The sequence below is a fragment of the Calditrichota bacterium genome, assembly GCA_016867835.1.
Lineage (GTDB): Bacteria > Electryoneota > AABM5-125-24 > Hatepunaeales > Hatepunaeaceae > VGIQ01.
In genome coordinates, this window is the sequence record VGIQ01000042.1 from 1 (window position 1) to 21,061 (window position 21,061).

Below are 21,061 nucleotides of genomic sequence, written 5' to 3' on the forward strand. Positions count from 1 at the left end.
CTCCGGCAGTAAACGTCCGACCGGTTCCGTAAGGCATAGCCGGAGTAGTCTCGTCGATATCGTCGGTGAATAGCGATGTCATCTGAACGCCTGCCACCGCGCTTAACATCGGAACCGGCAGCGCACCTCCCAGATGGGCAAACTTCACTCCTGCAGGCCAGTCGATGACCGTAAAGAGCGCCTCGGTTCGCTTCATCTGAATCAAACCGGCAGGATTGTAGTAGAGCGCCGATACGTCGTTGGCAACGGCCGTAAAGGCTTCACCCATCCCGACCGCGCGCGCGCTGGTGCCGACCTTTAGAAACTGAAGACCAGTCGTGCCGACTTTGGCTTGGGCGAAGAGCAGATCCTGCTGGATGAATCCTGCCAGACCGATCAAAACGCTGACTGCTATTCGCTTCATAAAAGGCTCCAGCGTGGATAGTCCCCATCCGACTTGTTCCAGATTTCCATTGCGATGGTCTCTCACCGAATCACCACGAATTTGCCGGTTTCGATGCTGCCGCTGCCACCTTCAGTCTTATCCTCGACCGTGAAGAGATAGACCCCTGACACGACTTGTTGGTGGTTTCGTGAATTGAGGTCCCAGGCTTCGGCATAGTCGGCGTTCCAGCCGACGCGCTGATCGTCGCCGACGACTCCGTGCGGGATGATATGCACGAGGTCGCCACCTAAAGTGTAAATGCGGATCAGGCACTGCTTCGGCAGGTTGTAGAAGAAGATACGCCGGTCAGTCTGAGGGAAGAATTCAGGTGTCCCGTCGTCGCGGTTCTCCCAGGAGAGGCCGCCGTGCGACTGCCGGTAATTCTCATCGACTCGATAAGGATTCGGAACCACCATCACCTTCCTGCGCTCGACTCCCGACGGCGCGGCAAAGATCGCATTGGCAATTCGCGCCGATTCGAGCGGCTGGGTGCCGGTCTTATAGTCACCGTAATCATAAGAACTGACCGCGTAGTATTTCGGCACCATCGGATGAGCATTTGGGATGATATAATAGTAGGTCCAATCACCTGTCGTATCGGCGCCGTTACTGAGCGTATCGACCAGCAGTTGAGGATGCCCAAAGAAGCCAATGTTCTTGCCTACCGGTTTGCGCAGCAGGTTGATACCGGTGATCGCGGTGTCGGGCCGGTGATCGTCAAGGCGCTCCCAAGGCCGAAAGGCGAGCGAATCGCGCGGGCCGTAGTAGGAGTAGTTGACGATGTCGAACTCATCGACGAAGGCAAAATCCCTCTCCAACGGGGTATTGGATACATAGATCCGGTAGCCCTCGAAGTCTCGCTCCCGGGAAAAGGGATCCTTATAGTCGGGGTGCTCGGACGGGTGCTTATTCCAGGTCAGGACGATGTTGCGGGAGAGAAACTCTGCGTCGAAGTCGGTGTAACTGGCAGGGCTGGTGCGCACTCGAGCCGGTTGGCTCAGGTGCGTAAGTCGGGGCGCCGGCGGCGGCGGCGGGCCGCGAAAGTCGGGCACCCCATCGCCAAAGTCGAGCATCCCGTTGCCGCGGGTATATTCGAGGTGCTCGGGACGCTCCAGCATATCTTCCTCTGGCTCGAGCCGGCCATTATTCTCGCTGCCGTCGGGATCGGGCCCGGGGTAGGTCGTCTGCACCCGAACACTGCTCTCCCACTTGTAGCAAACACCTCCTAATTCGAGGGCATAAAGTCCGTCGGTGCCGACATCTTCACCAAACCACCCGTCGCCGTCGCTGTCGATCATCGGATTGTCATAAACCTTGGCCGCCCAATCCGCATTGTATCTCAGACTGGCAAAGTTGAACAGTGCAGGATTAATGAACTCGTTATCGGGTTGGGGATTGTTTCGGTCATGGAAGTTGTCACCAGCGACGTAAGCGATCGTCATGCTGAACTTCTCGCCCGGGTTGAGGCGATAGATGCGGTTACCCGACTCGTCGATATGGTCGAAGATGCCGAGCGGCCCCCACGATATTAGATACCGCGTGTCATAGCCGTTGGCAATGTCGTTCAAGAGATTCTGGGGGGTGTTGTCATCGACGCCCGGCACCTTCCAGTTGTGCGATTCGACGATGACATCGGGATTCCAGCGATCCCGTATGACGTGAGGATTGCTGCGGATGGTGTCGGGCTTGTTGACGAGTAACTGGTCGTAGTCAAACTCCCCGTTGGCCAGGACGAAATACTTGCGGGCATCCCCCATCGGTGTTCCGAAGGTCTTGGTCCAGTCGCCGGGAGCGTTGTCGTCGATCCACGAAGGCCCGAAGTCGAGGTCCGGGTCGCCGTTTGAGATCCACCAGTTGAACGAAGTGCGCAGTTTCGGATTGGGGGCTCGCACTACCCGGGTGCCGGTGACGGCAGGTGCGGTGAAGTCATTGCCCGACGCCACAGCGCGCGGACGGCCGTCGTTGTCGGCGATCCACGCGGTGTTGATCACCGCCGAGTCGAGCGTCCCGTCCGGCCGCTCGTAGTAATACCACTGCTGAAAACCGCAGATATCGTCCTCGTGCCAGACATTCTCGCCCTGCCAGCCTACATCGCAGTCCATATAGAGGCCGACGAAGAGGTTCTTCAGGTAGTTCCCGGCAATGTTCTCGATCTCCCAGTCGACGATGATGAAGTTTTGCGCGTAGTTGTAGGTCCAGGCGTAGGATTTCTGGGTGATCTTAATTCCGAGTGGCACATGCGGCCCGTCGATCGGGTCATCCTTCACGAAGAATGTCTCGGTCAGGGTATCGGCATAGGAGCAGACGAAGTCTTGCTCAGAAACGGCTGAATCTCGATAGCCTCCGATGTAGTTGCCGAGGCAGTCGAATTCGATGGGGAGGGTGGTGCGTTCGACGATGCCGTTGGTAAGCGAATGTTCTACGCCTTCACCAGGCCAGAATTCGTTGATCCCGGGCGAGGCGAGCCAGCCATCGGTGCCGACCGACACCCGGGGATACTCGTAGCCTTCGGCCCGGATTAGTGCGCCGAGCCAGAGCGCTCCCTGGAAGAGATACTGAACCTTCGACCCGCCGGGATACTCGGCTTGCGGAGCCCACTCACCGTTGCAAGGGTCATCCTTGGCATTACGGTCGCCCGGGCCGTTGTTCCCGAAGAAACCGTAATTGGTCATATTCATCCAGATATTTGAGCGGCGGTGCACACGATTGTAAGCGTTCAGTTGCGCGAGGTCGGTGCCATGCCGGACCGGGCCTTTGATCTGCGCACCATCGTCTTTCGGTTCGTCGGTGCGTGCGTTCAGATCAACCGGCAATAGCATCTGCATGAACAAAGCGCCGACAAGGATGGAGGCGCTGCGCAAAAGTCTCCCTCTCAAGGTCGCAGTCCCGGTTTCAAGTCTTCTAATATGTGCGATCTGGATATTGATATTACCGCGGTGCATCGGGCCCGCCAAATGCGCCGATGTCGCTGCGTGAACCATCCGGATCGAGAATGCCGTGATCGCCGGCGTCGATGAGCGGTGACCCGTCTGCAAGCCTGAAGTCGCGCCCTGCGTAGTCTCGGAAGCGTGGATCGACCCGGAGATTCGAGGCATCGAGGGTGGTATCATTCGATATCGAGATGTCGCCGACCGGATTGCCGGCGAAGCCGTTATAGCGCACTACCGGCTGGCTCGACAGTTCGCCCTTCAAGCCAATTCCCTCGGTGCGGATCGACCCGTTGCGATAGATGATGTTGTTACGTATCTCCGGCGATGAGTTGTAACTGCAAAAGAGTCCGAAGTATCCCGATCCGGCGATGACATTGTTGGTGATGACGGCGTTGGACATTCTCTCCAGGCGGATGCCCGACACCCCGACCTCGCTGATGACGTTGTTTACGACCACCGGTCGTGAAGATTCCCGTGCCAGAATCCCGTACCCGGCACCACCATAAATGGTGTTACGACGAATCAGCGGCGAAGCGTTGAACTGGCAGAGGATCGCGGCAATGGAAGCGCCTTCGAGCCGGCAGTCGGTGATCGTCGGAGCGGCTTCCCGCTCGCACAAGACTCCAACCGAGTCAACCTGTGTGATGTAGCAATGGTCGATCAGAGCGTCGCGGCCAGTCAGTCTGAGACCCCACCGGGAGTGCTCAATCGATGTGTAGCGGAGTTCGCTGCCTTCGGCGCCGCCCGCTTCGAAGACCAGTCCGATCCAGTCGCCCTTGCGAGGTGTCGAAGCGGCGGAGTAGAAACGCACCATGCGACCCGGCTCGCCGCCGGATATAAGACGTCCCCGGACCTTGATTTGATATCGCCCTTCCACACGGATTTCAACCCCGGGTTCGATGGTCAGGGTCTCCGTTTCGGGGATTATCACATCGTAAGTCAGGTAGTAGGGGCTTTTCGCCACCTCGAGACGATTGCCGACTACGGGTAGATTCGGAATCCGCCGCCGCAATTCACCGGGCCGGTACTCGTAGCGGTAGATACCGAAGTCACGTCGCGTCTGGTCGATCTCGAGGTCGCGATCCGGCGGGCCGGCATCGATGGCTGCAGATCCAGCTCCAAGACGGAAATCCCATCGCGCACCCTGCTTGATCTTGGAGGCTCCGATGTATTGCGGCGCTAGTCGTAGATTGAACCGGTAGTCACAACTGTCGAGGTTGTCATTTATCTGAACCACGCGCCCCAAACCGAGCGGGGAGTTGAGGTTGAATTCCCCGGAGAAGTTGGCGATGACGATGTTGTAATTGAAATTCAGATCGCCGCGCCGGGCATCGCCGAGTGCCGCACAATAGATGCCCCAGTCGTCGTTGTCGCTGATGATGTTGTATTCAGCCTGAGGGTCGGCAGTCGAGTGCACGTAGATTCCGTTGCCGGCATTGTCGAACATTACGCAGTTGCGCACAATGGGGCTTGAGCCTGCGCCTGCATATAAGGCATGGAATCCGGACGCAATGAACCACGAGCGTTCGATGGTCGGGTTGGTATTGATGAGGGTCAGACAGCCGTAATCGATGACCGTTGAATCCTGACGGACGCCGAGGCTGTCCAAGCGATAATCGTAGTAGCGGCCATACCTGGCTCCGTAAAGGAATCGACAGTATGCGAAGCGGGAGTTGGCGTCGCCATTGCGGATATGGATACCGTCCCAATCCCCGCGGCGAGGAGCGGTGAGGCCGGAAGTAAAGGTGATGGGGAAGGCCTCAGTTCCTACCGCGTCGATCCGGCCTTCGACGACCAACTTGATCCCCGGCTCGAAACGAAGTTCCACCCCCGGCTCTATGGTGAGCGTTCTTCCTGAAAGCACGCGAAGTGTGTCGGTGGCCAGGTAGGGGCTGCCCGAGGCGCGCAAAATGCCATCTGCAGGCAGAGCCGAAATCGGATTGCCGCGAAATTCTTCCCGAACTGTCACCGACGAATCGCCGCAGGACACGACAAACATAGCGGCGGCTAAGAAAAGAGCCGTAAGGCTCCAACTTCGCCACTGACGATACTCACCAGATGTGCGGTCGGATGAGGCTTGAGGCCGGTCTGCCGCGGATCGGGATTTCATAAGCGCAAGGATGTAATGCCGATTAGAAGAATCATTGGTTGGAGATTCATAAGTTCTCAAGATAGGGAGAACTCCCAGCCAAGTCAAGCCTGAATTACTCGTTGGGCGAGAGACAGGTGGATGAATCCTCTTGGCTTCACCCCAGACTCCACTTTTTCAGCAGTTCGACCCGTCCCGCTATGCCGCGCTTCAAATCGAACGGTCGTCCCCGGGTGTCGATGACAAGTCCTACGACTCCGCCGGTCAGAACCCGCTCGACGGTTTTGCCTGGACCCTCCCCCATATCGAAGCCTTTGGAAGGCTCGATCCGTGCCCGCAGCGATTCACCTAAATCGAGCGGCGTCAGCAGCAACTCACCACTCGGGATATCGAGTTCAACCTTGCGCCCCCGGTCGGAGGTGCCGCTCACCTTAAGCACGCTCTTAATGTTCTTCAGTGCAGCAATGCTGCCGAGCGGTGCCACGCAGGTCCCGAGGTGGATAAGGCAATCCTTCTCGAACACCTCGGTGGCAGCGGGCTCATGGACGGTCGCCAGCACCCCTAACTGCGGCATCATAAAGATTGAATCGACGGCCAGCCGGGTTACGCCCAACGGCTCGAAGGCGTCGATCATCATATGCGCGGCTTGCGCCCGGAGCGGCGCGTGCGAGAGGACTCCACCCGACCCGACAAGCAGATTTAGGGACATCATATCGACCAGCGACTCGCCTGTCGATGACTGCTCGAAGGCGTCGGAGATCGACCGCTCCTGCTGAACTCCCTTCAAGCCTACTGCAAACGATTTGTGTTGAATAAACGCCAGCCGCAGCGCTTCCCGGGCGATAGCCTGCTCGATCTTCAACTCTTCCAAGGTCTGCGGGACCGTTGTCGGTCGGATCATCTTGTTGCCGATCCGGTCGCGCAGGTCATCCTCACCGATCTCGAAAGGCACCCAGCGCATGATATTGTCGAAGCCGGATTCGGCAAGAACATTGGAAATGGAGTAACTCATCCCGAGGTTGGCTGAAACAGTCCGGTTGAAGACACCGCCGAAGACGCTGAAGACATCGGTCGTTGCCCCGCCGATATCGACTCCGACAAGATCGATACCGTCGCGACGGGCGATCGTCTCCATGATGAACCCAACCGCACCGGGTGTAGGCATGATCGGGGCGTCAGTCCACTCCATTAATTTTCGGTAGCCGGGCGCCTGAGCCATCACGTGCTCCATAAAGAGATCGTGAATCTTATCGCGCGCCGGCTTGAGGTTCTCCTGCTCAAGAACCGGACGGATGTTATCGACCGATTTAAGATCGACCATGGAACTGAGGGTCTTCTCAATCTCGCCGCGTGCTTCCCGATTGCCAGCATAGATAACCGGAAGCGCATATCCGATGCCGAGTCGGGGGCGGGGCCGGGCAGCTGCAAGCAGTTCAGCCAGTTCGACGACATGCTTGGTTGTTCCACCGTCGATCCCGCCGGAGAGGAGTATCATATCGGGCCGAAGTCGCCGGATCCGTTCAATCTTCTGATGTGCCAAACGTCCATCGTTCGAAGCCAGGACATCCATTACGATTGCACCGGCACCGAGCGCGGCGCGCTCGGCAGATTCGGCGGTCATACTCTTGACAACACCGGCCACCATCATTTGCAGTCCGCCACCGGCTGAGGAGGTTGAAATGTAGATATCGCAGCCCGCTCCGTCCTGCATTGGACGAAGAATCGTCCCGTCCGGTCCGAGGAAGGTGCGACCGGAGAGTTCTTCGACCTCGCGAATGGCATTGAGGACGCCCTTGGTGACATCCTCGAAGGGAGCCTCGACGGTCGTAGGTGCTTCACCCCGAACGACGAGCCGGAATTCGCCGGAGGGCTGCTGTTCGATTAGAATGGCTTTGGTAGTTGTCGATCCGCAATCGGTAGCGAGGATCGAACGCGGGGCATTGCTGGACATAACTATTAGGAAAAACGAAGAAAGAATGAACCGGGAACGAAGGGAGAATGTAAAACTATCAGGCTTCAGGGTTTATCCGAAGGATCGAGCCTCTCACCAAGTTATCCCCCCTTATGCCGTTGACACGTCTCAGTCGGACGGGCGTCCGTGCGGAATATCTCCTCATAGGCTGCCGGACACCACGGCGTTGCAACCGACCTGGTGTCCTGACATATACGCACCCGGATTACACCGGCCGGCACCGGGAAAGGAGCGTCGGGGATTTCGAGGCTGTCATAAGCCATCTTCAAGAACCGCGCCCAGATCGGCAGTGCTGCTGCTGCTCCGGACTGTCCGGGTCCCAATGACTCCGCCGGGTCGTCAAGGCCGACCCAGACCCCACAGACGAGGTGCGGCGTAAATCCGACGAACCAGGCATCAGTGAAGTCGTTGGTAGTGCCTGTCTTGCCGGCGGCATCGGCTGTAAAATGATAGAGCCATCGCGCTGAAGCTCCGGTGCCCCGGTTGAGCGCATCCCGCAGCAGGTCGGACATAATGTATGCCGTCTCAGCCGATAGCGCTACCCGGGGGACTATCGGATAATTCGCCAGAGTCTCGCCGAAGCGGTCTTCAAGTGACACCATCATGCGTGGCCGCTGATGCACTCCACCCGATGCAAATACGGCAAACGCTGCCGTAATCTCGAGTGGTATTACCCCGCTCGCACCAAGCCCGACCGCATCGACCGGGTCGATGCGGGTCGTTATCCCCATTTGACGTGCATAGTCAGCCACCATTTGCGGCGGCACGACTTCCTGGGTAAGCCGGACTGTGACCAGATTAAGCGAGCGCCGCAGCGCCTCCCGCAATGTCGTCAATCCGCCGCGTGAACCGTCATAGTTCTGAGGTGTCCAACGGGAGCCGTCAACCTGAGTGACGACGACATCTTGATTCAGCAGCTCAAAGGCGGGAGAGTAGCCGTTGTCTATCACTGCCGTGAACGCAAAGGGCTTAAAGACCGATCCCGGTTGGCGTACCGCCTGCACCGCCCGATTGAACTTCGACTCGCGAAAGTCGCGCCCTCCGACGAGAGCCAGAATATCACCCGTTGCCGGATCGAGCGCGATCAGAGCAACTTGCACCACAGCCTTTGCTGCAAAGGCTGAATCGACGCGCAAACTGTCCGCCCGCACCCGACTCCAAGGGACGTCGCTTGCTCCGTAGAGCCGTCGGGCAATGACTTCACGGTGGCGTTGGAAGAAGCGGTAACGGTAGTCGGACTGAAACGGCCCCAGATGCTCGACAACGGCCTGTTCTGCAATCCGTTGCATATGCGCGTCGAGCGTCGTCCGAACCGTCAGCCCGTCGGCGAGATAGTCGAAGCCGTAGGTCTCACCCTCCTGTGATAACCTTTGCCGCACAACTTCCGTGAAGTATGGCGCAACGCCAATCTCACTTGAGCCTTCATGCGGCTCGATCTTCAAGGTCTCTGCAACTGCCGATCGGTATTCCTCGTCTCCGATGAAACCGACATCGTGCATCCTGCGAAGAACGAGGTTTCGTCTTCGAAGCGACGCTTCCGGCTTGACGATAGGGGAGTAGAGCCCGGGGGCTTTGGGCAGACCGGTCAGCAAGGCCGCTTCGGATAGAGTCAGATCGACCGGCGCCTTTCCAAAATAGCGCTCACTCGCCGCCGCAATACCATAGGCTCCGTGCCCAAAATAGATTTGCGTCAAATACATCTCCAGAATCTCGCGCTTCGAATAGGCGCGTTCGATCTGAATGGCGGTCATCGTCTCTTTGATCTTGCGGCCGAACGTGCGTCGCTTATGGAGATAGACATCGCGTGCCAGTTGCTGGGTGATCGTGGAAGCACCTTGCTTAAGGCTTAACGACATAATATCGATCAGCGCCGCTTTGAAGACGCGGGCGACATCGACGCCCCAATGGCTATGAAAGCGGGTGTCTTCGATGGCGAGGATGGCATTGATCAAATGGTGGGGGACTTGGTCGAGTGGAGTGGCGATGCGGCGTTGTGCGAATAACTCGGTAAGGACCTCGCCGTTGCGGTCGAGTAGTCGCGTCGCCAGGTGTGGCTCGTAGGAACGTAGTTCGTCGATGCCGGGCAAATCCGACGACAGGAGGAATAGCGTCAGCCCAATCAAGATAATGAACAGCGCGAGCGCCATGCCGCCTGCCACCACCGTCCGGGTGAAATCGTCCCGCCCCAATCTGCGCCAGATATTCCCGACCATTCTGATAATATAAGCAACAGATCGGCTTCGATGCCGGTCAGACTTTACATGACTTCAGGTCAGGACGATTCGAGTCCGCCATACGGACTTACTGGAATCAAATACAGACCCGAATCACCCCTCTGCCTCTGCCTTGAGTTGCAGGATGCGGTGCCCTAACTTATCGCGTTTTGTCTTGAGATAGTGGACGTTATTGCCGGTAGGGGGGATCTCGATTGGCACCCGCTCGGTTACCTCGAGGTCGAATCCTTTAAGTGCGACGATCTTGCGCGGATTGTTGGTCATCAGCCGGAGCCTGCTGACCCCCAGGTTCTTCAGCATTAGGGCGCCGCTGCCGTAGTCTCGAAGGTCGTCGGCAAAGCCTAATGCAAGGTTCGCCTCGACTGTGTCAAGACCTTGATCCTGAAGTTTATAAGCCTGCAATTTGGCGGCCAGACCGATGCCGCGCCCTTCTTGATTCATATATAGCACGATCCCGCGGCCCTCGCGTTCGATCATCCGGAGCGCGGTGTGCAGTTGCTCTCCGCAGTCACAGCGTGCCGAACCGAAGACATCCCCGGTCAGGCAGGACGAGTGAACCCGCACCAGCACCGGCTCCGGGCCGGAGATCTCGCCCTTCACGATAGCCAGATGATGCTCCCGGGTGATCCGGTTCCGATAGTGAATCAGTTTGAAATTGCCGTAAGCGGTTGGGAAATCTACCTCAACCTCACGGAAGACGAGTGTCTCGTCGCGGCGGCGATAGTCGATAAGATCCCGAATCGTTACGATCTTCAGGTTGTGCTCGGCAGCAAACTTTTTCAGACGTGGCATTCTCGCCATTTGTCCGTCATCGTCGAGGATCTCGCATAGAACTCCTGCGGGCTCGAGTCCGGCGAGGCGAGCCAAATCGACAGTGGCTTCGGTATGGCCGGCGCGCATCAGAACGCCGCCTTCTGCAGCCTTTAGGGGATGGATGTGTCCCGGCCGGGCAAAGTCCTCCGGTATGGAAGATGGATCGATCGACTTCTTGATCGTAAGCGCCCGGTCATAAGCCGAAATGCCGGTGGTTGTGCCGAACTTGTAGTCGATCGTCACGGTGAAGGCCGTGCCGTGTAGCGCGCTGTTGTCCTGCACCATTTGAGTCAGATTGAGTTCCTCGCACCTCTTGGCAGTCAGCGGTAAACAGATCATCCCCCGGCCATAGCGAGCCATAAAGTGCACCGCCTGGGGGGTAATCTTGCCGGCCGGTAAGATAAGGTCGCCTTCGTTCTCCCGATCTTCGTCATCGACGACGATCAGCATCCGGCCCGCGACGAACTCGCTAATGGCTTCGGCAATGCTGGCGATCATAGCGCCTGTTGATTCCTCTTTGTTAAATGAATACGCATTATGCGGACAGGATCGTTTCCGTTCAATCCCTAATCCTCAACCTTGAACTCTCCCCCAAAATCAACGCTGCTCCTTTTATCGTCGTTTGCGTAAAGGCGATCATTCAGCCACCTGAGGATCATGTCGGTTTCAAGGTTTAGCCGGTGTCCCGGCTTCAGGTCCCCGAGGGTGGTATGTTCCAAGGTATGCGGAATGAGCATGACGCCGAAACTGCGACTCGTCTTGCGCGATACGGTCAGGCTGACTCCCTGCACCGTAATAGAGCCTTGGGGCGCAATTAGTTGCAGGGTCTTCGGCGCAGTTTCGATTTCCCATTCGGTTGATCCAGCCAGATACTTGATGCGGGTGAGACGGCCTAAGGCGTCGATATGGCCCTGGACAATGTGCCCGCCGAGTCGGTCGCCTACCCGAAGCGCCCGTTCGAGATTGACCCTGTTGCCAACGACGAGGTCGGTCAGATTGGTCATTGTAAGGGTCGAACCAGTCGCTTCGACTTGAAACTGAGTTCCCTTGACCGCAGTAACTGTCAGACAGGCGCCATCGACGGCGACGCTCTCGCCTAACATTAGTTCGAATGCTATGGCAGAGGCTTCGATCGCAAGGACCCGGTTGCCCCGTTCGTCGCGAATGACCCGAACTGTGCCCATGGCTTCAACTAAGCCGGTGAACGTGGTGCCTCCTGCGGGCGATAGGTTACGACCAGATCTGGACCGAACCGCTTTGCCGAGTGAATGACGAATGCCGGTCGCCGATCCCATTCGGGAGGGGCGAAATGGTCGAAGGGCGCGATTCCCCTGCCAATAACTGACGGAGCGTATGCGACCATGAGTTCGTCGATAACTCCCGACTCCAGGAAGGCTGAAATGACTCTGGAACCGCCCTCCACCAGCACGGATAGAATGTTGTATGATGGTAGTGTCGAGAGTAGGGCTGCCGGATCGACAAATCCGTTATACCCCGGTTTTATCGGTAGTGGCAGCACACCTTTGGGTAGCGCGGGATACGACCGGTCCGGGGCGTCAAGGACCACCTGCATGGTCCTGGCGTTGCCAATAGTCCTGCCTATCCGGCTGTCGGGGTCGATCACCCTATGCGGCGCAAGTATAATCCTCACGGGTTGGGGGCCTTTGACCATTCGCACGGTCAGTTCCGGATCATCGATTTCCAGTGTCCCTCTGCCGATCAACACCGCGTCGTGGTCGGCTCGAAGACGATGTGCCAACCGACGGGATGGATCGCTCGATATCCATTTCGACTCTCCTTTATAAGAGGCCATCTTGCCGTCGATGCTGAGCGCTATCTTGACAGTGCACCAGGCGCGACCCTTCTCCCGCCAGGAGAAATAGCCCCGATTGAGGTAGCGCGCTTCATCCCTGCCGATGCCTTCGAGGACCTCGATACCGGCTTTACGCAAGGCGGCAAATCCGGCCCCATTGACGACGGGATTAGGATCGAAGACTGACGCCACCACACGTCGGACTCCGGCTTTGATGATCGCATCGCAACAGGGGGGTTGACGCCCGACATGGGCACACGGCTCAAGGTTGATATATAGTGTTGAACCTGATGTGGATTGTCCTTCGACGCGAGCGCGTGTCAAAGCGTCCACCTCGGCGTGCCGTTCGCCGAAGCGGTGGTGATAGCCTTCAGCCAGCACTTTGTCTTCTTTTCCGACCAGCACTGCGCCGACCCGGGGATTGGGCGAAACTGCGCCGTTCCCGCGATATGCCAGTCGAAAAGTCCTGCGGATGTGCCGGTAGTCTATGTCGGAGATTGAACCCACACTCGGATCAAAAAAAGGAACCCCGAATCGTTTCGGGGCAAGCGCGGACAGGCGGGTGACGCCGTCGCATCCGCTCTCTTCTACCATCCGGGCTATTACCGTCGGCGCCGGGTTTCCACCGGTCTCAGTCAACTCGCATGTTGCGAAGTGAGTCGCGGGCTTTCACCGCCGGCAGGGACTTACACCACTCCCCGAAGAGATGTTAAAAGATAACTTTGCCGAGGCCGCAAAGCAACCTCCCGGATCGCTTCCATTACAAAATCGTGGCAAAAGCAAGGGGCAGACCATGCGGCCTGCCCCTTGCAGCGGTCAGATAAAGGTGAAGGCTATCTCAGGTAGAGCACCTTCTGGGTTGCCTTCTGCTTTGCGCTCTCGAGGCGGACATAGTAGAGACCGTTAGCCAGTCCCAATGCCGAAGCATCGAGCGTCGCCGTATGCCGTCCGGCCGGCAGAACGCCATCGACCAAGCGGACCAGTTCCCGCCCGCTTACGTCAAAGAGGGCAAGACTAACCGGACCGGTCCGGTCGAGACCGAAGCGGAGGGCTGAAGTCGGATTGAACGGATTCGGATAGGCCGGGTCGAGCGCGAACGCGATCGGGGCGAGGTCATTTCCGCCACCGACTGACGACGGACGCCGAATCCAGTTGTAGATCCGCGGCAGGAACCGGTTGAGCGGCTCGGTGCCATTCACACCACCGATTGACTCGAGGGGGAAGCCGAAGGTGAGGGTTTTGTAGGTAGCCGTCTCCTTGGCAAGACCCGACGTGCCGACATCGGCTCCGCCGTTGCCTTCATACCACATCACCCGTGCGGCGCCGTTGCGCGGACTTAGGACTGCCTTGGCAGCCGGCAATCCAGCTCCGGTGCCACCGCCAAGGAAGACCCGGACGCCGTCAAATTCAGGATGACCGGCTACGCCGCGGCAGTAGTTGGCACCGCCATTGGGAATGACCAGTTCCGCGCCCATATATTCCCGCCAGAGGCGGTGGTTGCCGAGGGCGTCGGAGAGGTAGGGCGACGCCATCACCAAGGTTCCGCCATTGTCGAGGTAAGCCGTCAACACGTCGGCCTCGAACTCGTTGATGATGTCCTGCCGATTGTTGAAAGTGTGCCAGATGACGCAGCGGTAATTGGCAATGTCTTCGAGGGTGACGAATCCGGCTTCAGCGCGGTCCCAGCGATCCATCCAGGGCATCGTTTCGTTGCCGAACTGACCCACCATCACATTAGTGGCGTTGATGTTGTTCGAAGCATCGACGAGCAGGAAAGGCGGCCATTCGACCATGAAAGAGACATCCTGCGAAGAGGAGACATCCCCCGGTTGAGCGAGAATGTTGAATGTGAAAGTAACGGGATGCGCCTCGAAGCCGTCTTGAACCCGGAACTGGAAAGGCGCGGCATCATTGGCAAGCCTTGCGCCGCCATCGAGATTCTCGAACTCCGTGGTGCCATTGACGACCTCGATGCCGGCATCCTCGCACTCGAAGTTGACGATGATCCGCTCAGCCATCGCGTAGTTGCGGCCGTTTTCGACCGTCACAATAACATCGATGACTTCACCGGCTTCGGCCCGGCCGTCGCCGTCGCCTGCAGCGGCATCAGAAATCGTCCAATCCGCGACCGTGACGTAGGGCGTGTCGTAGCCGAGCAGGTAGTTCTCGGACTGCAGGACGTTGCGGTTGGACTCCTGCACCCAGGCAACAATGGCGAGGTTGTCGAGCAGCAACTCGTGCCAGAAGTTGTCGGGCAGGCGCCGCGTCAGGTCCCAAGTCAGGCGCTGATTCGCGTTGATATTGAAAGTCGTCCCGCGCCAACCCGGCAGCATAATAATCATCGCATCGTAGTGGTCGGTCTGACCGGCCTGACCACGCCAGTTGACATGACGCTCGTTGACCGACACGAAGAGGGTGACATTTTGGAACGACTGATCGGCCGTAACCGCCACCGAGACCCGCGCTTCGTTGTTGATGACGCGCGCGCTCAGTTCGATAAGCAGGGGCGACGCAGTCTGCTGCCTCTGCAGGATGGCATTCGACACTGCCTGAGCGGTCCGGGAGCCGGTGTATTGCACCCCGTCGATGCAATACCAGGGGATGCTATTGACGTAGTTCGGCGCATTGCCATAGGCTTCCCGACGGCCGCCTTGCAGACCCGACCCGCCGTTGTCAGCCGGGTTGGCATCGTGCCAAGGGTCGCCTCGTGAGGGCCAGTTCATATGATAGGCAATGGCTGAAGATCGCTCCAGACCAACGATCTGAAGACCCTCCTCAATCGCTGGCGCCGCGGCGGCGCAGGGCGGGCAGGTCGTTGAGGTGAAGTCCTCGAAGAGCACTTTGCGCGGATAGGCCGACGCATCGGACGCCAAGACGAGAAAGGCGCCCAGGAGAAGGACGAGCGTGAGTGCAACCGCCCGGCTTCCGATGTCAATGAATAAGGAACGGTCCATCTAATCCAGCCTCCAATATTGGACGTTGTGGTTTGCTTGAAGTTCCGTAATCCGCCCGGTCCAGCCGGGCAACAGCCTCTAATAGCAAGATAATGATACAGTCAGAAGATTCAAAAGTCAAGTAGTTGGAGCAACTTTTTTCAAAAGTTCGGGTTGCCGTTGCCGGGCTCGGGCTTTGAGCCTATATTCTAATCAAGTCTAGTGCTCGCTTGAAGAAATTTGTGCTGCTGTGGGGCGTCTTGCCCGCGCAGGCGGGCATCCAGTCGAGGGTTGCTGGTCTGGGTTCCCGCCTTCGCGGGAACGACGATTTAGCGCAACCTTTCACTACAGTGAAGCAACTCTGCTTCAAGAAGCGTTCACAATGCATCGAAGTTTCAATATAACCAAATGATCCGCTTTTTCAAATACCATGGCCTCGGCAACGACTTCCCATTGATCGATCTAATCGCACAGCCTGAGATAGGTCTACCAGATGCAGACTTCGTCCGACGGATCTGCGACCGAAGATTCGGCGTCGGGGGAGACGGACTGTTGCTGATGGCGCCGTCGGGCGGGGCTCAGGCGGTTCGTATGATCTACTTCAATGCCGACGGCGGCCGTGCCGAGACTTGCTTCAACGGCCTCCGCTGCATCGCGCTCCACGCCGCCCGGACCGGTCGCGTGAAATCTTGTGAGGCTTTCGAGATCGCCTCGGATGCCGCAACTATCGTAGCCGTCGTCGAAGATATCTCAGGGAAGGTGACGACGACGATGCCAGGACCGATTTTCGATCCGGTGAAAGTCCCGCATCGGGGGGAGGGCGAAGTCGTCGAAGTCGAACCCAATGGTGAACGTCTACGAGGCATGGCGCTTTCGCTTAGCAATCCTCATTTCGTCGTCTGGCGGGAAGGTGGCGACTTGTCGAGTTTGAACCACGACATCGAACAGTTGGGCGGGCTGATTTCACCGCCCGATGAACGCGGGCTGTTTCCACGAGGGGTCAACCTCGAGATGGCTCGTCGGGTCAGTGAAAATCAGGTCCTAATGGCCGTATGGGAGCGGGGGGTAGGGCGAACGCTCGCCTGCGGTTCCGGGGCTACGGCAACCGTTTGCGCCGGGGTGCGGAGCAGCCTGTTGCCATCTGGCCAACCCGTCGAAGTTGTAATGGCCGGGGGCAGCCTCAAGATTGAGGTCCCGCCTTCGTTGGATAAGGCGCACGTCAGCGGAAAGGCAACCTTTGTCTATTCCGGCGAACTGGATGACCGGTTTTTCGTCGATTCGAACACCTAACCGATCAACTTGACGACCTTTAGACTTGTTTCCCGGCTCGAAATGCCGGGCTATCCTTTTGCTGCACTCGAAAGGCAGGCCGCCGCGCTGCGTGCCGAGGGACGGCGACTCTTTGACCTTTCAATCGGCGATCCCGATCTTCGTCCGCCACAGATCGTCCTTGATGCCGTTCATAAGGCGCTCGAAGCGTCCCCAAGTCATCGCTATCCTTCAAGCCGGGGCGATGCAGAAGTGCGTGAGGCGGTTGCAAGATGGTATGAGCGGCGGTTTGGGGTAACGGTTGATCCGACCAGGGAGGTGGCGATACTGATCGGCGCCAAGGAGGGTCTGGCGCAATTGGCGCGCGCCTTTGTGGAGCCGGGCGATGTTGTCGCCTATCCGGATCCGGGTTATCCGGTTTATCATCGCGCCGGCTGCCGGCTGGTCGATGGCTCGCCGAGACCTCTGCTTATCCGTGCTGAGGAGGGCTTCATTCCTCATCTTGATAAGGCAAGTGGTGCGCGGTTGCTTTATCTCAACTATCCCCACAATCCTACCGGTGCGACTGCCGATGCGACCTTTCTCGACCAGCTGGCATTACTCCCGGAAGCGGATCCAAAACTGATTGTCGCTTACGATATGGCCTATGGAGAAATGACCTTTGACGATCCGGCTCTGTCTCTCCTTGCACGGTCGCGCCGGGTGGTCGAGTTTCATTCACTCTCCAAGATGGCTAACGCTACCGGCTACCGGATTGGATTTGCTGTCGGGCATCCGGACTTGATAGCCGGGATCGTCAACGTCAAAGAGGAGATAGACTCCGGCGCGCCTGTTCCTTTTCAGAAGGCTCTCGCGGCAATGCTTGATACGTATGACCACGATGGACACCCACCGGAGTGGATGATCGCCAACCGGGAGATTTATCGGCGGCGTAAGGAGACCATTGCAACGGCGTTGGAGTCGGCCGGTTGGCAGATATTTAAGTCAAAGGCGACGTTTTACGTCTGGTTTAGGGTAGGGGAGGACGAGAGTCGGTTTGCAGAGAGGGCACTCGAAGCGGGGGTGTTGCTCTCGCCGGGGTGCGGATTCGGATCCGGCGGGCGCGGCTGGATGCGGGCATCGGTTACGGCACCGGACGAAGACATAGCGCTTGCTGCTGAAGCACTTGCGAAACTCACACCTACACCTTGACCCTCAAGCCCAACAAAGCCCTCGGACAGTCCTTTCTGCGGGACCCTGAGACCGCCCGTCGTATTGCAGCATCACTGCCTACCGACCTCCCAGTCCTGGAGATCGGCTGCGGCGACGGGTTTCTGACTGAGGCATTGCTGTCAGCAGGGCATCGGGTGCTGGGTGTCGAGATCGACGCCTCGTGGATCCCGAAATTGCTTCGCCGGATTCACCACCATCCGAACTTCCAACTCGTTGCCACCGATGCACTTAAGATCGACTGGGAGGCTCTGGGGCGCGATCAAGGGCGACTTCAGGTAGCCGGCAACCTGCCTTATCACTTAGCCAGTACCATACTATTTGACATTTTCGACCGGTCGCGCGAACCAGACTTTTCGGTGACGAAAGTAGTGACTATGGTTCAGCGCGAGGTAGCAGCCAGGTTGACGGCTGCGACGGACGACGACGACTATGGCAGCCTCACGTTGCTGACCCGTTACCACGCCGAATCGCGCTTCCTTTTTCGCGTCCCGGCGACGCTATTTCACCCCCGGCCCCGCGTCGATGGCGGAGTGATCGAACTGACCCTGCGCAATGCAAGCGCCTTGCCCAATGTCGCCTACTATCACTTCCGCCGGATCGTAAGAGGCTGTTTCGCCCAACGGCGCAAGATGCTGCGCAATGCCATCCGTATCGTCAACGATCTTCCCGACGGTTGGGAAGACCTCCCCTTTGACTACACCCGCCGCGCCGAGCAGGTCTCGTTTGAGGAATATCTCGATCTAACCCACAAACTCGTCGCGCTGGGCTTCAAGCCTTAACCTGCCAAGCCATTCATACCTTTGGTGCGATCAGCACTTCGCGCACTTTACGTAGCAGTCCGGTTATCGGAAACGGCTTGCCTATAAAGGGGATGGGTTCTCCCCGCAACTCTCGCGCAGGCAGAAATTCTTCAGAGTATCCGGACATCAGGAGCATCTTCACATTCGGTAGATGTGACCGGATCCGGCGAGCCAACTCCCGGCCTCCGAAAATCGGCATCACCGAGTCGGTAAGGAGGAGGTCGATCTGGTTTCCGTGCTGGAGTGCCATTTCAAGTGCCTCTTTACCGTCCTGTGCCTCAATCACCTCATAGCCTTCCATACGCAGTGCGCGAACGACGACGTCGCGCACTACAGAATCATCGTCGACGACCAGGATCGTCCCCGAAACGAAGTCTTCAGAAACATCGACCTTGATCGGAGTCTCCTCGCGGTGTTCCGCATGAGCCAGGGCTGGAATGTATGCCGTGATAGTCGTGCCCCGGCCTTCGGTCGAGTCGATCGAAATGTAGCCCCCGGCTTGCCGGATAATGCCATAGACTGTCGATAAGCCGAGACCGGTTCCCTTTCCAATTGGCTTGGTCGTAAAGAACGGCTCGATGCACTTTTCGCGCACTTCCGCACTCATTCCTATGCCGTTATCCGAGATCCTGATATAACAGTATTCGCCTTCGACAATGGGCTCGTGGGTCTCGACTTCCCGAGCCTGAAAGAAGCCGGTGCCACAGGCAATCTCGATAATCCCGCCCGGCCGACTGACTACTGCATCGCGGGCGTTGATGACGAGGTTCATGACGACCTGGTCGAGTTGATGCGGATCCATGATGATGCTCTGCTCGGATTTCTCAATCTTGAAGTCGAGGAGGATTCCTGAAGGAATGAGCCTTCTCAGCAGACCCTTCAGATGCGTGACGACGTCATGGCATTTGATGACTCTTGGCTCCTGGGGTTGGCGACGGGCAAATGCGAGCAACTGTCGGGTGAGGGCCGCGCCCCGGTCCACCACCTCGCGAATCTGCTCCACATCCGTCCGGGCGGGGGAATCGGCCGGCAGTGCCAGCGCAATCATCTCTGCACTGCCGCTAATGGCGGTCAGGAGGTTATTGAAGTCGTGTGCCACACCGCCCGCCAGTTGACCGATTGCCTCCAACTTCAGGAGTTGTTGAATACGCTCCTGCGAGGCGTGCAGTTCCTGTCGGGTCTGTTCGTATTCCTCCTGCTTATGAAACGAATTCAGCCCGAAGGCAAGATCCCCTGCCAGTTCCTTGAGAATTGCCATCTCGTCGTCGTCGAACGCATCCTTCTCCGGAGCGAAAATGGTGATCGTCCCTAACACTTTGTTGCTTTCGATGAGCGGCAACGCAACTGCGCTTTCGAGTTCGTAACGCCGGGCAATGTCCTGATATGGCTCCATTCGGGGATTGGACGGTATGTCAGGCACAAGCACCGGATGCCGCTCGAGAACGGCTTCGACCGAAGGCGGCAGCAGTTTATAAGCACCCGGTCGGAGTGAAAGGCTTGCAAAGGGCAACTCGTCGATGCCATGCCAGGCTGCCGGTGTCAATTGCGCGGGCGCCTCGGGGTCGAGCAGACCGATCCAGGCGAAACGATAACCGCCCTCCTCGACAGCGATCTGGCAGAACAAACGAATGAGGGTCTCCCGGTCTCGAGTGCGAACAAGTGTCTGGTTGCAAAGGCTGATCGTCCGGAGCGCGCGCGTAAGTCGGGCTTGAGCCCGCTGCGCGAGGACTCTCTCGGTGATGTCGTTAAACGTAACTGCAAACATCCCCGGAGCGGAACGATAGGCAATACCCTCATAATATCGATCGAGCGGCGTTACATAGAGTTCGTAGCGATGCGGAGTGCCGGTTAGAACGACCGTTCCGAAGAGTTCTATCCAGTGATGATCAAGTTGGGGCAGGACATCAAGCACCCGCCTGTCGATGAGCATCTCCGGCGTCAGACCGGTAATACGGGTGAATGCCGGGTTCATGGCACGGGTAATGTAGTCGATTGGGCGGCCCATTTCATCGAACATCATCTCGTGCAGGCCGAAGCCGCTGATCATGGAATCGAAGATCTGGTGGTATAATGCGGGATTGAATTGCGACAGGGGTGATGTCGGAGTGGCGCGTTGTTCATCAGTGCCCAGAGGATCGTAAGGTGCGAAGGTCATCTCGTTATAGGTTGGTCTTGATGATGTGGCTTGATGGTTCACCATACCTATCAAGGGAATGCTTGTTCATTTAGACGGTCATATCGGCACGCCAATGAGGTCGTCGTTATCTGTTGAAGCGATGAGCCAAAGCCTCTATGATGTTATGGTGATGTCGGTGTCGTTTGCAGCAATTGTGCCGAGAATCGCTGACTCTCCACAGTATTGTCTATATTACTCCTGCGAAAGCGCTGGAGGGTTAGTGCAGCGCTTCTCCCGCTCACTAAACATGTCCCTGACACTCGACATCAACACATCTAATCTAATTATTTATTTGTATTGTCTTGTCAACGTGTTTACAATCAAGCAGCTTTTGGAGCCGCGATAAGTCGTTCTGCTGGGGTGCAGCCGTTTAGTCTATAGCCCTGATGCGGGCGG

General features: G+C 57.8%; 13 protein-coding genes and 1 riboswitch. Of the genes, 3 read left to right on the plus strand and 10 right to left on the minus strand.

The window, feature by feature from the left end:
* From FJY67_06060 to FJY67_06100, 9 genes are all read right to left on the minus strand, one after another.
* A partial coding sequence (locus FJY67_06060) for a hypothetical protein (protein ID MBM3329023.1) occupies nt 1-403 on the minus strand: 403 nt, incomplete at its 3' end.
* A 62-nt stretch (nt 404-465) separates the two neighbouring features.
* Entirely contained in the window at nt 466-3,300 is a 2,835-nt protein-coding gene (locus FJY67_06065) for a hypothetical protein (protein ID MBM3329024.1), read from the minus strand.
* A gap of 52 nt (nt 3,301-3,352) precedes the next feature.
* A complete protein-coding gene (locus FJY67_06070; GenBank protein ID MBM3329025.1) occupies nt 3,353-5,464 on the minus strand; it encodes a right-handed parallel beta-helix repeat-containing protein in 2,112 nt (703 codons plus the stop codon).
* A 136-nt stretch (nt 5,465-5,600) separates the two neighbouring features.
* Nucleotides 5,601-7,394 carry a methylaspartate mutase gene (locus FJY67_06075; GenBank protein ID MBM3329026.1) on the minus strand — a complete coding sequence of 598 codons (1,794 nt, stop codon included), beginning with the start codon at nt 7,392-7,394 and terminating at the stop codon, nt 5,601-5,603.
* 101 nt (nt 7,395-7,495) lie between these two features.
* Nucleotides 7,496-9,628, minus strand: coding sequence for a PBP1A family penicillin-binding protein (locus FJY67_06080; GenBank protein MBM3329027.1), 2,133 nt, complete (start codon nt 9,626-9,628; stop codon nt 7,496-7,498).
* Nucleotides 9,629-9,742: 114 nt separating this feature from the next.
* Nucleotides 9,743-10,960 (minus strand): bifunctional 3,4-dihydroxy-2-butanone-4-phosphate synthase/GTP cyclohydrolase II, encoded by a 1,218-nt coding sequence (locus tag FJY67_06085; protein ID MBM3329028.1) that lies wholly within the window; start codon nt 10,958-10,960, stop codon nt 9,743-9,745.
* Nucleotides 10,961-11,028: 68 nt separating this feature from the next.
* On the minus strand, nt 11,029-11,757 hold the full coding sequence (locus FJY67_06090; GenBank protein ID MBM3329029.1) for a riboflavin synthase: 729 nt from the start codon (nt 11,755-11,757) through the stop codon (nt 11,029-11,031).
* Nucleotides 11,655-12,833 (minus strand): bifunctional diaminohydroxyphosphoribosylaminopyrimidine deaminase/5-amino-6-(5-phosphoribosylamino)uracil reductase RibD, encoded by a 1,179-nt coding sequence (gene ribD, locus FJY67_06095; GenBank protein ID MBM3329030.1) that lies wholly within the window; start codon nt 12,831-12,833, stop codon nt 11,655-11,657. The genes FJY67_06090 and ribD overlap by 103 nt, the downstream gene beginning before the upstream one ends.
* 20 nt (nt 12,834-12,853) lie before the next feature.
* Nucleotides 12,854-12,985: riboswitch (FMN riboswitch) on the minus strand.
* 123 nt (nt 12,986-13,108) lie between these two features.
* Nucleotides 13,109-15,229: a T9SS type A sorting domain-containing protein gene (locus FJY67_06100; GenBank protein ID MBM3329031.1), complete on the minus strand. Its 2,121-nt coding sequence runs from the start codon at nt 15,227-15,229 to the stop codon at nt 13,109-13,111.
* 387 nt (nt 15,230-15,616) lie between these two features.
* Here FJY67_06100 and dapF point away from each other — a divergent pair, with 387 nt between their 5' ends.
* Genes dapF through rsmA form a run of 3 tightly spaced genes read left to right on the plus strand, consistent with a single transcriptional unit; the run spans nt 15,617 to nt 18,468 of the window.
* A complete protein-coding gene (gene dapF / locus FJY67_06105; protein ID MBM3329032.1) occupies nt 15,617-16,498 on the plus strand; it encodes a diaminopimelate epimerase in 882 nt (293 codons plus the stop codon).
* 9 nt (nt 16,499-16,507) lie between these two features.
* Entirely contained in the window at nt 16,508-17,668 is a 1,161-nt protein-coding gene (locus tag FJY67_06110; GenBank protein ID MBM3329033.1) for an aminotransferase class I/II-fold pyridoxal phosphate-dependent enzyme, read from the plus strand.
* On the plus strand, nt 17,665-18,468 hold the full coding sequence (rsmA, locus tag FJY67_06115; GenBank protein ID MBM3329034.1) for a ribosomal RNA small subunit methyltransferase A: 804 nt from the start codon (nt 17,665-17,667) through the stop codon (nt 18,466-18,468). Before FJY67_06110 ends, rsmA begins: the two co-directional genes overlap by 4 nt.
* 13 nt (nt 18,469-18,481) lie before the next feature.
* On the opposite strand, the gene FJY67_06120 is transcribed toward rsmA, so the two are convergent.
* Nucleotides 18,482-20,689, minus strand: a complete 2,208-nt coding sequence (locus FJY67_06120; protein ID MBM3329035.1) for a response regulator — start codon at nt 20,687-20,689, stop codon at nt 18,482-18,484.
* Nucleotides 20,690-21,061 lie beyond the last annotated feature (372 nt).